Raw genomic sequence first — 14,217 nt, 5'->3', positions numbered from 1 at the left:
TCAAGATGAGACTTCTCATCTTTTTAGAGTAAGATCCCTCAGAGACGATGAGGTTGATAGGTTCGAGGTGGAAGCGTGGTGACACGTGTAGCTGACGAATACTAATAGATCGAGGACTTAACTATAATACTATATGGTGTCTTGTTGTAATTCTTATCTAGTTTTGAAGGTATAATTAATTTTATTCTTTTAAACTCTTGATTTTTTATGAAAAACAGGTATAATACTTGTTGTCATTAAAATTCAAAATACACTTGGATGTATACTCTAAATGATCTGGTGACAATAGCGAAGAGGTCACACCTGTTCCCATGCCGAACACAGTAGTTAAGCTCTTCAGCGCTCATGGTAGTTGGGGCTTTGCCCCTGCAAGAGTAGGACGTCGCCAGGCATATATCCATTATTCCACAGTAGCTCAGTGGTAGAGCAATCGGCTGTTAACCGATCGGTCGTAGGTTCGAGTCCTACCTGTGGAGCCATATGGAGAGCTGTCCGAGTGGCCGAAGGAGCACGATTGGAAATCGTGTAAACCGCTAACGCGGTTTCGAGGGTTCGAATCCCTCGCTCTCCGCCACTTACATACAACTCATTGTATAATTAATTTAGGCCCGTTGGTCAAGCGGTTAAGACACCGCCCTTTCACGGCGGTATCACGGGTTCGATTCCCGTACGGGTCACCAATGGAGGATTAGCTCAGCTGGGAGAGCACCTGCCTTACAAGCAGGGGGTCGCAGGTTCGAGCCCTGCATCCTCCACCATTTTAAACAAGTAATTTTATAGTAGAATTATTTAATTCTACATTATCGCGGGGTGGAGCAGTCTGGTAGCTCGTCGGGCTCATAACCCGAAGGTCGCAAGTTCAAATCTTGCCCCCGCAACCAAATTATTGGTCCGGTAGTTCAGTTGGTTAGAATGCCTGCCTGTCACGCAGGAGGTCGCGGGTTCGAGTCCCGTCCGGACCGCCATTTTTATAAAACTACAATTATTTTACTTGGCTCGGTAGCTCAGTCGGTAGAGCAACGGACTGAAAATCCGTGTGTCGGCGGTTCGATTCCGTCCCGAGCCACCTTTTTTTATTTGGAGGGATAGCGAAGTTGGCCAAACGCGGCGGACTGTAAATCCGCTCCCATCGGGTTCGTAGGTTCGAGTCCTACTCCCTCCACCATTTTTGAATATATTTATATAAGAATATAGGGGTATAGTTTAAAGGTAGAACAGAGGTCTCCAAAACCTCCGGTGTGGGTTCAATTCCTACTACCCCTGCTTTTTTTATTGTGGCGGTCGTGGCGAAGGGGTAAACGCACCGGATTGTGATTCCGGCATACGTGGGTTCAATTCCCACCGGTCGCCCTATTTTTTTACATTGGGCTATAGCCAAGCGGTAAGGCAACGGTTTTTGGTATCGTCATGCGCTGGTTCGAATCCAGCTAGCCCAGCCATCATCTTGCGGAAGTAGTTCAGTGGTAGAACATCACCTTGCCAAGGTGGGGGTCGCGGGTTCGAATCCCGTCTTCCGCTCTCTTTTCATATAGTTTTATTATAATGGCGGTATAGCCAAGTGGTAAGGCAGAGGTCTGCAAAACCTTTATCACCGGTTCAAATCCGGTTACCGCCTCCAAATAACATGCCGGTGTGGCGGAATTGGCAGACGCGCATGACTCAAAATCATGTTCCTTCGGGAGTGCCGGTTCGACCCCGGCCACCGGTATTTAAGTTTTTTGTTCAGGTATGTCAATTAACTGTTAATATTTTGTAATATCAAGTGTTTCCTACATTTTGGGAAACGCTTTTTATTTTGAAAAATGTTCCTTCTAGAATGTGAGTCGAACCTATACCATAGCTATTATAAACATATCATTTAAGCAAGAAATATTAACGTTTCTCAGATTGTGAGAGACGTTTTTTTTATTTTTATTTAACAAAAATCTAATTTTATATTTAATAAATATTTTTTAATCTATCAAAAAATGCTATTCATACGCTGGCAAATGTAATTTAATTAATTTCTCTTTTTTCATTGACATTAATTATGAAAGCGGTATATAATTTATATTATAGAACAGAGTTCCATTATACGGAACGTAAATTAAATCTTTTATATTGAATATTTATTTTATTATTCAATGTATAAAAAATGTACTTACCAAATATAATCATGAGAACATAGATAGTTAGTTCTATATTTTTTGCATACATTTGCAAAAAAAGGGCTTCTAAAGAGGCTACTACTATTAGTGAGGAAGATGTTTTATGAGTAAAAGGATAGTTACAATTGGTGAGGCTATGGGCTTATTTGTAGCTGGTGAAGTAGGACGGCTTGAAGATGTAAAGACATTCACTCGATCAATAGCAGGTGCCGAATTAAATGTTAGTGTTGGCTTAGCTAGATTGAATCACGAAGTATATTATACGACCAAAGTTGGCAATGATCCACTTGGAGAATCAATCATAAATTTTATAAAAAAGGAAAGAATCCATAATGATTTTGTCTATCAAAGTAAAAAGGATTTGACTGGATTACAATTAAAGGAAAAATCTATCGAAGGGGATCCGAATGTAGCAAGTTTTCGAAAGAATAGTGCGGCTAGTAAAGTTAGTTTAGCTACCATACAGGAAGTGGATTTTTCTATTTTTGATTTTGTTCATCTAAGTGGCATATTCTTAGCTTTGTCTTCTGAAACAAAAGCTGTTTCTCATTATTTTGCTGAGGAAGGAAGAAGAAACGGGGCATGTATAACCTTTGATCCTAATCTTCGTCCTAATTTGTGGAGTAGTAAGAAAGATATGATTATAAATATAAATGAATTGGCAGCAAAATGTGATATCGTTCTTCCAGGTATTTCTGAAGGGGAAATTCTTACTGGATATAAAGAACCAGAAGATATTGCAAACTTTTATTTAGAAAGGAATGCAAAGTATGTTGTTATCAAGCTTGGTGAAGAAGGTGCATATGTAAAAGGACATGATAGAGAAGGTAAATATATTGAAGGCTTTAAGGTTGATAAAATTGTGGATACTGTTGGGGCTGGAGATGGATTTGCAGTAGGTGTAGTCAGTGGGTTAGCTGAGGGATTATCGATTGAGGAATCTGTTATTCGCGGAAATGCAATTGGTGCTATTCAACTACTTTCATCAAGTGATAACGAAGGATTGCCAACTCGAGTTATGTTAGAAAAATTTTTAAATACATCAAAGCATCAAAAAATTTAAAGTTAAATACAACTATTTTCATAATCTATAGGAGGCTTTAAAAATGGAAAAAAGATATGCAACACATCCAGAACACGCAAAAACATTTGGTACAGAAGAATTACGTCAGCATTATTTGATTGAGGAACTATTTGTGCTTGGGCAAACTAAAATGGTCTATTCGATGGAAGATAGAACAGTTATAGGTGGTGTAACACCTACTGAGGAAGCGATCTCTTTAGAAACAGATGAGGAAATAAAGGCCAATTACTTTCTAGAGCGAAGGGAATTAGGGATTATTAATGTAGGTAATTCAGGCAAAGTTTTAATTGATGGTCAAGAATTTCTGATGGATAATAAAGACTGTTTGTATGTTGGAAAAGGAAATAAAGAAGTTTTATTCTCTAGCACTGTAGCGAGTGAACCAGCAAAGTTTTACTTGTTTTCTGCACCCGCTCATAAGGAATATCCGATTCAAAAGGTTTCTTTTAATAGTATTGACGGTGATCAATTAGGAACAAATGAGAGTGCAAATGAACGTGTTCTTCGCCGTATGATCCATGATGATGGCATACAAAGCTGCCAAATTGTTATGGGAATGACGCAATTAAAATCAGGAAGTGTATGGAACTCTATGCCAACGCACACACATGACCGCAGAATGGAAGCATACTTATACATCGATTTAGACGAAAATGCTAGAATGGTTCATTTAATGGGGCAACCGAGCGATACGAGGCATCTTATAATGAAAAATGAGCAAGCGGTAATTTCACCTCCTTGGTCTATCCATTGTGGAGCTGCTACAAGTAATTATACGTTTGTATGGGCTATGGCTGGGGAGAATAAACAGTTCACTGATATGGATCATGTACAGATGGATAAATTAAGATAGTCTAGTAGATGAATAGTAATATAACTAGAAAATAAAAAGAATGGGGTTTGGACCATGACTTTAGAAAATTTTTCATTAGATTTTTTTTCATTAACAGGTAAAGTTGCAATTGTTACAGGAGGAAATACAGGACTAGGGCAAGGTTATGCAGTTGCTCTTGCTAAGGCAGGCGCAGATTTATTTGTGGTAACATATGGTACTGATTGGGATGAAACGAAAGAGCTTATTGAAGAAACTGGACAAAAGGTTACTTTTTATCAAGCAGACCTTTCAAACAGAGATAGTATTAAACAAGTTGTCGATACATGTGTAAATACCTTTGGTAAGGTTGATATTTTAGTCAATAATGCAGGAACAATTCGTCGTTCTCCATTACTCGAATATAAGTCTGAAGATTGGGATGCCGTGATGGAAATTAATTTGAATTCCGTTTATTTCTTAAGCCAAGAGGTAGCAAAGGTAATGGCGAAGCAGGGTAATGGTAAAATTATAAATATAGCTTCTATGCTTTCCTTTCAAGGTGGTAAATTTGTTCCATCATATACAGCAAGTAAGCATGCAGTAGCAGGTATTACAAAGGCATTTGCAAATGAGTTGGGTGAAAAAAATATTCAAATAAACGCAATAGCGCCTGGATACGTAGCGACTAATAATACAGCTCCTATTCGAGCAGATGAAAAACGCAACGCAGAAATTCTAGCGCGTATCCCAGCAGGACGTTGGGCTCAACCAGCTGATTTAATGGGTGTTGTTGTATTCTTGGCTAGTCAGGCTTCTGATTACATGAATGGGCATATCCTTGCTATTGACGGTGGATGGTTAGCTCGTTAAACTAATTATATATAATTAGAGATGTAGTGCACTATTGGTGTATAAAATGAGTATTATAGGTGAACGATTAGTGAGCGTTAAAATAACCTTATTAATCGTTCATTTTTTTATAGCGTTTCATATTATATTGCTCCTTTCTCCTAAAAATTTATAATTGTGTCATCTTTGCAAAGTTTTCCATATATCTGTAGACCAAATATATAAGTGATGGTAAACTAAAAATAACAACGTTGTTATTTTTGACAAGAATAAGTTTGGAGGGATAATAGTGATAAAAATATCAAAAGAGGTTTTCGAGAAAAAACTTTATCCAGAGCGTGTTTTACAATTTGGAGAAGGGAATTTTATGCGTGCTTTTGTTGATTGGCAAATCGATATCATGAATGAAGCTGGTGTGTTTAATGGAAGTGTTGTTATTGTACAGCCTATCGAGAATGGAATGGTTGATAAATTAAATGAGCAAGATGGGTTGTACACGGTAATTTTGGAAGGTGTTAAGGATGGTTCTATTGTTAGAGAAAAGCGGGTAATTCAATCAATTAGTCGTGGCGTTAATCCATATCAGGATCTTGAAGGTTATCGTGCATTAGCGGAACTGGAAGATTTGCAATTCATTTTCTCTAATACAACGGAAGCTGGAATTGTTTTTAATGAGGATGATCAATTAGATGACCCATTACAAAAGACTTTTCCTGCAAAGCTAACCGCATTTCTTTACCGCCGGTTTTTACACTTTAATGGTGATATAAATAAAGGATTGACTATCATACCCTGTGAACTTATTGATCGTAATGCAGACTACTTAAAAAAATATGTTTTACAGTATGCCTCATTGTGGAAACTTTCGAAAGCGTTTACAAAATGGTTGGATAGTGCAAATAGGTTTTGTTGTAGCCTTGTAGATAGGATTGTACCTGGTTTCCCTAAAGATAGTTCAACTAAAATAGAAAACGAATTAGGATATCGAGATGAATTAATGGTTGTAGGTGAGCACTATCATCAATGGATAATTGAAGGGGCGGAGTCTTTGAAGGAGAGCTTTCCAGCAGACAAGATAGGATTAAATACTATTTTTGTTAGTGATTTAGATCCTTATCGAACGCGTAAGGTGAAAATACTAAACGGTGCCCATACAGCAATGACGCCTGTTGCTTATCTATCTGGTGTTGATACCGTACAAAATGCAGTAGAAGACAAACTCATCGGTAAATATATCGAATCACTTCTCTATCAGGAAATTTTGCCAACAATTAATTTTCCTGAAAGTGAGCTACACACGTTTACCGAGAATGTACTTGATCGTTTTCGAAACCCCTTTATTGAACACTATTTGATAAGTATCTCTTTGAACTCTGTTGCAAAGTTTAAGGCGCGAGATCTACCTACTTTATTAGATTACATTACCTTGAAAAATGAAGTTCCGAAAAAGTTAACTTTTGCATTTGCAGCACTATTTTATTTTTACCGAGGGAAAAGAGGAACGGAATCTATTGATCTAAAAGATGATCCTGAAATAGTAGCATATTTTAGAACACAATGGAATAGTTATGATGGGTCAAGTGACAAGATGGTGGATATTGTCCGTAATATACTAGCAAAACAAGACTGGTGGGGAAGGGATCTTAACAAATGTGTTGGTCTAAGTGAATTAATAGCCACTAATCTTTATACAATGGATAGACAAGGTGTAAGGAAGGCATTGTTAGAACTAATGGAGGCTGAGGCACATGCATAAATTCATTCAATTACAGGAAGATGATAATGTAGTAGTAGCACTGTGTGATTTAAAATCGGGTACTACACTAACGGTTGATAATGTATTAGTCACACTTAGAGAGGATGTGCCACAAGGACATAAGGTTGCAATTTTACCTATTGATAAAAATAAAGATATTATCAAATACGGCTATCCGATAGGACATGCAAAAGAAGCAATTGAAGAAGGCACGCATGTACACACAAAAAATATGAAAACAAACCTAACTGGAATTGAGGATTATACGTATCTACCAAAATTGACAAAGAACCTTTATTCAAATGAGAATCATTTTTTTCAAGGATATCGAAGGCAAGATGGTAATGTTGGTATTCGTAATGAGTTATGGATTGTTCCGACTGTAGGATGTGTAAATGGTGTCGCAGATAGAATACTGGATAAATTTAAAGCTGATGTAGGAGATATTACTCCTTTTGATCAAGTATTGGTGATGTCACATCAATATGGATGCTCACAACTAGGAGATGATCATCAAAATACTAGAAAAATTTTGTCTGATATTGTTCTACATCCAAATGCTGGTGGTGTCCTTGTTCTAGGCCTTGGATGTGAGAATAATGTTGTAGAAGAATTTGAACAAGGACTAGGCAACTATGATCAGAGTCGTATTCGTTTTCTTGTTTCACAGCTTGTATCGGATGAAATAGAAGAAGGTGTCAAGGTACTAAAAGAGATTTACCAAGAGGCAAAACAAGATAAACGTGAATCGATTCCATTATCAGAATTACGTGTAGGTCTAAAATGTGGCGGATCAGATGGTTTATCTGGTATTACAGCCAATCCATTAGTTGGAAATTTTTCAGACTATTTGGTTGCACAAGGTGGGACGACAGTATTAACAGAAGTCCCGGAAATGTTTGGTGCTGAAACGATTTTAATGGAGCGCTGTATAGACGAACAAATTTTTCAAGATACAGTTTCTATGATTAATGATTTTAAGCAATATTTCATCAAAAATGAACAACCGGTTTATGAAAATCCTTCTCCAGGAAATAAAGCAGGTGGAATAACGACATTAGAGGATAAATCACTAGGTTGTACACAAAAAGCAGGAATATCGGTTGTCAAAGGCGTATTGAAATATGGAGAGCGTCTTAAAGAGCATGGCTTAAACTTGCTAAGTGCACCTGGTAATGATTTGGTTGCAGCTTCAGCACTTGCTTCAGCAGGATGTCACCTTGTTTTGTTTACAACTGGAAGAGGCACGCCATTTGGAACTTTTGTACCAACATTAAAAGTCTCGTCCAATACATCATTATTCGAAAGAAAACCACATTGGATTGATTTTAATGCTGGAATATTACTAGATTCTCCAAATGAAGTAGTATTAAATGACTTTGTCAATTATGTAATCGAAGTAGCGAGTGGTAAGGAATCAAATAATGAAGTGAATGGTTACCGAGAACTAGCAATTTTCAAAACAGGGGTGACACTTTAACAATTGGAGGATGGGAAATGAGAGTACTTTATTTGGATTGTTTTTCAGGTATAAGTGGTGACATGACTATAGCGGCACTACTTGATGCGGGGGCAAGTTTGGATTTGTTAGAAAGAGAATTAAATAAGTTAAACATAACTAGTGAATACGAATTAAAATGTGAGAAAGTTATTCGGAATGGGATTACCAGTAGCAAATTTGATGTAATTTTACTGAATGAGAAAAATAATAGTGATAACCATGTGCACACACATACAGAAGAGCATGCGCATGATCATGCTCATTCCCATAATCACGATCATCACCAACGTACGTATAGGGAAATTGTTAAGATGATTAATAATGCGAGTTTGGTTGATCGCGCAAAAGAATATGCACTAGCCATTTTCAAGAAAATAGGAGAAGCAGAAGCTTCCATCCATGGTGTGTCGTTAGAGGAAGTTCATTTTCATGAAGTCGGTGCGGTCGATTCGATTATCGATATAGTTGGCACAGCAATATTGATAGATCAATTAAAGATTGAAAGGATAATAGCTTCATCTGTTCCAGTTGGCTCAGGGCACATTCACATTGATCATGGGATATATCCAGTGCCTGCACCAGCAACCTTAGAAATGTTAAGAGGTGTTCCAATTGCAACTAGTAATGTCCATGCAGAATTAACAACACCTACAGGGGCAGCTATTGTTTCTGTACTTAGTAGTGATTTTGGAACCTTCCCTGAGATGAAAGTTAATGAGATCGGTTATGGCGCGGGCACGAAAATTTTTACTAATCATCCAAATGTATTACGAGTAGTAATAGGAGATAAAGAATAGAATTGAACTAGTCAAACGGAGGGGTAAACATGGAATTAGGGATTTTCTCAGTTATGTCGCTTGGGTTTATTTTAGGAATAAAACATGCAATAGAACCAGATCACGTTATTGCTGTATCAACGATAGCCAGTCGTAGTAAAAAAGTATTGCGTTCGTCATTAGCGGGTGTTTTTTGGGGTATAGGTCATACTGCAACGTTATTTATAGTAGGTCTGATTTTTATATTAATGAAAGGTGAAATATCCACACCGTGGATGATGTCTCTAGAGTTATTAGTGGGCCTAATGCTTGTATATCTAGGTTTTACAACTGTTATTTCCTATAGATATCATAGTCATCACGTACAAAAGAGCGATAAGAACTCTTTTCGTAAATCTATGTTAATTGGATTAGTACATGGACTTGCTGGAAGTGGTGCGATGATTTTATTAACAATGAGTACGGTAGATAATGTCTGGTTAGCAAGTGGATATATTATTATTTTTGGAGTGGGTACGGTGATTGGTATGCTTTTATTTACAACTTTGATAGGGATACCATTTGTCGTAAGTAAAAACAAACAATATCTAAATAAAGTTCTTACACAATTAACTGGGGGAATAAGCGTATTGTTTGGAATCTATTATATATATAATTTAGGTGTCAAAGATGGTTTATTTACTATTTGGATGCAAGCGCTGTAACTTTTTTATAATAGCTTCCATTCAAATAAGGAGGGTCATAATGGGAATAATTGAAGAATACTTAGATAACTTATACAAGGAAGTTTCTCAAAGCAAACCTGTTAAATACGATCCAGTTTTGAAAGATCAGTTGTGTAAAGATGTTTCACGATCCTTAGGACATTTTGATTACGTTTCTAAGGATGTTCAAACCATTTTACTCGAAAAAATAGAAATGGATAGTTACACAAGAATGCGACTACAAATTAAGACTATTGGTTCACTGCATATGTGTTTTTATTTATTATTACCACAAATAAATGGGGGTAAAAAAATTCCAGCAGTTATGGCTGTACATGGTCACGGTTATGGTAGCAAAGAAATAATTGGTCTAGATCGAGATGGAAATGAATCAGAAGAGCGAGGCATATATAAACATTTCGCAGTGGAATTAGTGAAAAAAGGTGTGGTGGTAATTGTTCCAGAATTAGTAGGATTTGGTGATCGAAGGCTTGAGGAAGATGAAAGTGCAGATAATTCATGTTATCGAATTGCTAGCCAGTTATTACTTTACGGTAAAACATTAGCCGGACTACGTGTTGCTGAATGTAGAAGGTTACTAGACTATATGGAAAGTCAAGATGTGATTGATACAAATAGGATAGGGATCATGGGTTTATCAGGTGGAGGACTTGTTGCTGGATTTACCTCAATTCTTGATCAAAGAATTCAGGCGACCGTAATTAGTGGTTATACAAATACATTCAAAAATGGGATCATGGCTAGAAGGCATTGTCTCGACAATTATATTCCAAACATTTTATCATGTGGCGAATTGCCGAATTTAATAGGTTTAATTGCACCAAGACCGCTATTCATTGAAGCTGGTAAAGCGGATCATTTATTCCCAATTGAAACAGTTAAGACTGCAATGGAAAAACTAAAAAAAATCTATCACCTGCAACAAGCTGATAATAATTTAACAAGTCATCTATTTGAAGGTGGCCATGAAATTAGTGGGGAACTATCCTATCAATGGCTAATAGAACAGTTAACTACTGGATAAGGCTTGCAAGGTATTTTAATATACTAAACAAAAAGCTGTTTCTATGCTAATCGATTAGCATAGAAATAGCTTTTATTTGTGCTTATGATCCGTTCTGTACTTTCCTGGTGTAATGCCTTCTATTTTTCTAAAGGAACGAATGAAGTTTTGAGAATTATTATATTGCAAGTTAGCAGCAATTTCTTTTACAGATAAATTGGTCTCGACAAGCCATTCCTTTGCTTTGTTCAGACGATACATTAAAAGGTATTCACTAAAAGAACGCTTAGTTTCTTTTAGGAAAATATTACTCAAATAATTAGGGTTATAGTGAAGTTGTGCTGCAATTGAATCCAGTGAAATATCTTTGTCATAACTGTCTTGAATGATGTGAATTATTTTATCTGATAATGACTTATTATCAGTTTTAGTACGTTTGTCTACTTTTTCAATTATGGGATGTACGAGTTGTTCTTTAAACCAATCTTGAATAGTTTGTAATGTTTTTAAATCGTAAATTTCCATTAAGAAAGGACGATTGTCCAATTCAACTATTTCTATACCTAATAATTGCTTTAACTCCATTAAGTCATATAAAAACCGTGTGAGAATAACATTATAATAATTATGGTGCATGTCACCATTTGAAATATATGCAAAAAAGTTATTTAGCTCAGTATTTGCTTTTGTTTTATCTGCTAGCTTAATAGCATCAAATAGTTTGTACTTAATGTTAGAAGGATAGTCAATAAAAAATTGATAGTTTCTGTTTAAGTTATCATAAAAAATTATTGACTCTTTCCCGTGTTTTATACGATATTTAAGAGCTTCCTGGCTTTCATTGAAGGCTAATTTTGCTTGTATTAAGTCTGAAAAAGGGCGACTGATTCCGATACTAATAGATAAATGAAAAATATTTTTAATTTCTTTTTGGACCAAAGCAGCTTGCTGGTTAATATAAAATGTATGTTCATTTTCTTTTTCAAAATCAGTAACTAGAACTGTCGCTTGTGTCTGATTAATAACAACAGGCGTTAAGCGGCTTTCTGAATCAATCAAATCTTCAAGGACGTTATTAATTGCAAACAACAAAAGGTCTGTATCACTTTTATTAAAAGTACTATTCTCAAAAGTATCAATTTGTAACGCGAAAACGCTTAGTTGCTTCCAAGATTGTTTGTAATTAAATGATGTCAGTTTAATTGGAATTTCATGATTACCTACTTTACCTTGCAACAATCGTATAATGAATAATTGTTTTAATTGATTTACCTGTCTTTGCATTTTGTTTTCCAAGTCATTATTTTTACTTAACAACTGGTTAATATGTGATTCAATTAATTCAAATTCATTATGTTTTGTTTTCTTCATGTCGCTTTTATCAGGATTGGAATTTCGAACAAGTTCTTGGATGTGACGGATTGGTTTATAAATGTTTCTACTCCCCAATATAGAAAATGTCAGAGTAAGACAAAGAAGAATGGAACATATGACTATTGTTAACCATCGAATCGAGCTTAATTTACTGTTTAAGTCACTAATTTTCACAAAGGATAAGTAGGTCCAGTCGTTATACTCTGAAGTTCGATAGGTGACTTTATAATCGATATCATCAATTTCATTATTAAATTGACCATCCTCAGATGAATTATTTATTTTAGAAATAATAGTTTCAGGAATTTCAAAGTTATTTCCAATATATCCAGGATTACTGTGAGCGATTATTTTGTTTGAATCATCAACTATTACAAAGGATTCTGAATCGATTTTTTCTGCCATAATATTGGTTAAGGAACAACTTGGAATAAAGACAACGACCATTCCAGTTTTATTAGACTGTAGTAAAGGTAGTTTTTTCACTAGATTTATATAGTGAGAACAACTATTCTGGACATTATTTTTAACGACAATCGAATCAAACTCTTCAAGCAACCAGGAAGATTTATCAGGTAATGACATATATTTTATATACATAGCATCGTTCTCTTCTTTACTAATAAAGGAAAGACCATTATTGTTTATTAACCAGTTGTTCTCAAAACTAACTAAAACGATATCTTCAATACCTGTATCTAATGTTTGTATATGATTCAGGTCACTTTTGATTGTTTGATAATTATAGAATACCTCAGCAGACATTTCTTCTCTAATAAATTGTTGGGTTTGTGAAGTTCTAACGAAATAAGTGACCGAGTGATCAATATTTTTTAGAACTTGCTCTACATTTGTTTGGATTTGATAAACATTTTGTACTTTCTCCTGTGTGGAATACTCTTGAATGGCTTCAGCTGATTTCCAAAAAGAAAGTGAACCTGTAATAATGACAGGAACTGTGCTCAGTATGATGAATAAGATTATTAATTTATAATAATGCTGTATAACTCCTTTTTTCATCAAATCGACTCCCCAACATGATTTATATAAATTTTGAAGTAAGTTTCCAAGACAACTTTATTTACACAGATATATTTGAATCGATTTGAGAGCGCTGCTTCTTTATTAAATTGTTAAAGGATAGATTGGCAAAGTACATAGTAATATAAGCGCTTACACTAAAACTAAAAAATAAAGTGATACCAGGTACTTTCATAGATGAGTAATAAATGCTTGATAATGCTATTAAAATTGCAATAGTATAAAGAATATTAGTGGCACCAATCATGATGGAATAAGTAATATATCTTCGAATAGATAAATTATAATGTACATAAACCGGCGCTATAAAAACAACTAGGATGAGATATAGAAAACTAGCTATAAATAAGATACCTAAAAATATGTTGTAATAACCACTATCCCTCATAAAACCTGTAAAACGTATGTCAATAAATAAAAGTGAACCTAATATAACAATTATAGCCATGATCCAGTTCGTTTTTAAGAATTCCTTTTTATAAGTAAAAATAAAAGTTTGAAATATTGGAATATCATCTTCTTTCAGAATCCATTTCCTAACAACAGTAAACATACTGATGGTTGCAGGCATGATTCCGAATACTACTAAACCAAGAATCGTCGCAACTATCCAAAGCAAATTAAGGTAAGCCAAACGACTTATTATCACACTCATTCTATAAAATGCTCCCCATAATCCTTTCAATTCCATATTAATCCCTCATTAATTAAGATATTTAATTTCCATTTTATTATAACATGAATGTATAATAATGTAAGAAAGTAATAATAATCATTAGATTAGATATTAATCTATTTAATTATATATAATGATTACTATGAAAATAAATCCAAAATATTTGTTCAATATAACAATTTAATGTTTGGATTTTTAGAAGCAGTGAATTTTATTGAATTGCTAAAACGTTTTCTCGAAAGGATGATTTTGTAACAATTATTACGGATGCAACTTATAATTATATTTTAGGATAGTTAGATATCTATATTTAACTATCCAGTTATTGAAGGTATTAGGACATGTGTGACCGTCAAGTAGAATGACACAATTTTTGCTTGTTAATTTGAAACACTTTGTTGACCAAATATAGTCGATCTATGCTTCATTCTCCAACTATCTTCATTCAAATGAATTATTTCTACTCGATGT

10 protein-coding genes, 14 tRNA genes and 2 rRNA genes are annotated in these 14,217 nt (G+C 35.0%); 24 read left to right on the top strand and 2 right to left on the bottom strand.

Going from position 1 to position 14,217, the window contains the following annotated elements; translation table 11 throughout:
• From D2K62_RS18085 to D2K62_RS17970, 24 genes are all read left to right on the top strand, one after another.
• Window positions 1-125, top strand: a 23S ribosomal RNA gene (locus tag D2K62_RS18085); the annotation flags it as partial.
• A 150-nt stretch (window positions 126-275) separates the two neighbouring features.
• Window positions 276-391: ribosomal RNA gene (gene rrf / locus D2K62_RS18080) — 5S ribosomal RNA — on the top strand.
• A gap of 13 nt (window positions 392-404) precedes the next feature.
• Window positions 405-479 (top strand) — tRNA-Asn (locus tag D2K62_RS18075).
• A 3-nt stretch (window positions 480-482) separates the two neighbouring features.
• Window positions 483-574 (top strand) — tRNA-Ser (locus tag D2K62_RS18070).
• Between the two features lie 31 nt (window positions 575-605).
• Window positions 606-680 (top strand) — tRNA-Glu (locus D2K62_RS18065).
• A 2-nt stretch (window positions 681-682) separates the two neighbouring features.
• A tRNA-Val gene (locus D2K62_RS18060) sits at window positions 683-758 on the top strand.
• Window positions 759-804: 46 nt separating this feature from the next.
• Window positions 805-881 (top strand) — tRNA-Met (locus tag D2K62_RS18055).
• A gap of 7 nt (window positions 882-888) precedes the next feature.
• Window positions 889-965, top strand: a tRNA-Asp gene (locus D2K62_RS18050).
• Between the two features lie 28 nt (window positions 966-993).
• Window positions 994-1,066: transfer RNA gene (locus D2K62_RS18045), tRNA-Phe, on the top strand.
• A 13-nt stretch (window positions 1,067-1,079) separates the two neighbouring features.
• Window positions 1,080-1,165 (top strand) — tRNA-Tyr (locus D2K62_RS18040).
• 27 nt (window positions 1,166-1,192) lie between these two features.
• A tRNA-Trp gene (locus D2K62_RS18035) sits at window positions 1,193-1,263 on the top strand.
• Window positions 1,264-1,277: 14 nt separating this feature from the next.
• Window positions 1,278-1,350, top strand: a tRNA-His gene (locus tag D2K62_RS18030).
• A 14-nt stretch (window positions 1,351-1,364) separates the two neighbouring features.
• Window positions 1,365-1,439, top strand: a tRNA-Gln gene (locus D2K62_RS18025).
• 7 nt (window positions 1,440-1,446) lie between these two features.
• Window positions 1,447-1,518: transfer RNA gene (locus D2K62_RS18020), tRNA-Gly, on the top strand.
• Window positions 1,519-1,544: 26 nt separating this feature from the next.
• A tRNA-Cys gene (locus D2K62_RS18015) sits at window positions 1,545-1,618 on the top strand.
• A gap of 8 nt (window positions 1,619-1,626) precedes the next feature.
• A tRNA-Leu gene (locus tag D2K62_RS18010) sits at window positions 1,627-1,708 on the top strand.
• A gap of 542 nt (window positions 1,709-2,250) precedes the next feature.
• Complete coding sequence (locus D2K62_RS18005; protein ID WP_112179973.1) at window positions 2,251-3,210, top strand: sugar kinase; 960 nt, start codon at window positions 2,251-2,253, stop codon at window positions 3,208-3,210.
• Between the two features lie 43 nt (window positions 3,211-3,253).
• Window positions 3,254-4,084, top strand: a complete 831-nt coding sequence (gene kduI, locus D2K62_RS18000; protein WP_117161851.1) for a 5-dehydro-4-deoxy-D-glucuronate isomerase — start codon at window positions 3,254-3,256, stop codon at window positions 4,082-4,084.
• A 54-nt stretch (window positions 4,085-4,138) separates the two neighbouring features.
• Window positions 4,139-4,915 (top strand): 2-dehydro-3-deoxy-D-gluconate 5-dehydrogenase KduD, encoded by a 777-nt coding sequence (kduD, locus tag D2K62_RS17995; RefSeq protein WP_117161850.1) that lies wholly within the window; start codon window positions 4,139-4,141, stop codon window positions 4,913-4,915.
• Window positions 4,916-5,183: 268 nt separating this feature from the next.
• Complete coding sequence (locus tag D2K62_RS17990; protein ID WP_198663174.1) at window positions 5,184-6,650, top strand: tagaturonate reductase; 1,467 nt, start codon at window positions 5,184-5,186, stop codon at window positions 6,648-6,650.
• Window positions 6,643-8,130, top strand: a complete 1,488-nt coding sequence (locus D2K62_RS17985; RefSeq protein WP_112179976.1) for a UxaA family hydrolase — start codon at window positions 6,643-6,645, stop codon at window positions 8,128-8,130. The genes D2K62_RS17990 and D2K62_RS17985 overlap by 8 nt, the downstream gene beginning before the upstream one ends.
• A 17-nt stretch (window positions 8,131-8,147) precedes the next feature.
• Window positions 8,148-8,948, top strand: a complete 801-nt coding sequence (gene larC / locus D2K62_RS17980; RefSeq protein ID WP_117161849.1) for a nickel pincer cofactor biosynthesis protein LarC — start codon at window positions 8,148-8,150, stop codon at window positions 8,946-8,948.
• A 29-nt stretch (window positions 8,949-8,977) separates the two neighbouring features.
• A complete protein-coding gene (locus D2K62_RS17975) occupies window positions 8,978-9,631 on the top strand; it encodes an urease accessory protein UreH (protein WP_112179978.1) in 654 nt (217 codons plus the stop codon).
• Window positions 9,632-9,671: 40 nt separating this feature from the next.
• Window positions 9,672-10,676 carry an alpha/beta hydrolase family protein gene (locus tag D2K62_RS17970; protein ID WP_157967367.1) on the top strand — a complete coding sequence of 335 codons (1,005 nt, stop codon included), beginning with the start codon at window positions 9,672-9,674 and terminating at the stop codon, window positions 10,674-10,676.
• Window positions 10,677-10,748: 72 nt separating this feature from the next.
• On the opposite strand, the gene D2K62_RS17965 is transcribed toward D2K62_RS17970, so the two are convergent.
• Entirely contained in the window at window positions 10,749-13,049 is a 2,301-nt protein-coding gene (locus D2K62_RS17965) for an AraC family transcriptional regulator (protein ID WP_117161848.1), read from the bottom strand.
• Window positions 13,050-13,110: 61 nt separating this feature from the next.
• Window positions 13,111-13,761 carry a YesL family protein gene (locus D2K62_RS17960; RefSeq protein WP_112179981.1) on the bottom strand — a complete coding sequence of 217 codons (651 nt, stop codon included), beginning with the start codon at window positions 13,759-13,761 and terminating at the stop codon, window positions 13,111-13,113.
• Between the last annotated feature and the right edge of the window lie 456 nt (window positions 13,762-14,217).

Origin of the sequence: Paraliobacillus sp. X-1268, assembly GCF_003426095.1 — a bacterium.
In the GTDB taxonomy this organism is placed as follows: Bacteria; Bacillota; Bacilli; order Bacillales; family Amphibacillaceae; genus Paraliobacillus_A; species Paraliobacillus_A zengyii.
This window is presented reverse-complemented; position numbering and strand designations above follow the sequence as displayed.

What these genes read in the sequence shown, in the direction of transcription:
- D2K62_RS17960 (WP_112179981.1), bottom strand. Translation starts at nt 13,761, where the DNA reads ATGGAATTGAAAGGATTATGGGGAGCATTTTATAGAATGAGTGTGATA.
- D2K62_RS17965 (WP_117161848.1), bottom strand. Translation starts at nt 13,049, where the DNA reads ATGAAAAAAGGAGTTATACAGCATTATTATAAATTAATAATCTTATTC.
- kduD (WP_117161850.1), top strand. Translation starts at nt 4,139, where the DNA reads ATGACTTTAGAAAATTTTTCATTAGATTTTTTTTCATTAACAGGTAAA.
- larC (WP_117161849.1), top strand. Translation starts at nt 8,148, where the DNA reads ATGAGAGTACTTTATTTGGATTGTTTTTCAGGTATAAGTGGTGACATG.
- kduI (WP_117161851.1), top strand. Translation starts at nt 3,254, where the DNA reads ATGGAAAAAAGATATGCAACACATCCAGAACACGCAAAAACATTTGGT.
- D2K62_RS17985 (WP_112179976.1), top strand. Translation starts at nt 6,643, where the DNA reads ATGCATAAATTCATTCAATTACAGGAAGATGATAATGTAGTAGTAGCA.
- D2K62_RS18005 (WP_112179973.1), top strand. Translation starts at nt 2,251, where the DNA reads ATGAGTAAAAGGATAGTTACAATTGGTGAGGCTATGGGCTTATTTGTA.
- D2K62_RS17970 (WP_157967367.1), top strand. Translation starts at nt 9,672, where the DNA reads ATGGGAATAATTGAAGAATACTTAGATAACTTATACAAGGAAGTTTCT.
- D2K62_RS17975 (WP_112179978.1), top strand. Translation starts at nt 8,978, where the DNA reads ATGGAATTAGGGATTTTCTCAGTTATGTCGCTTGGGTTTATTTTAGGA.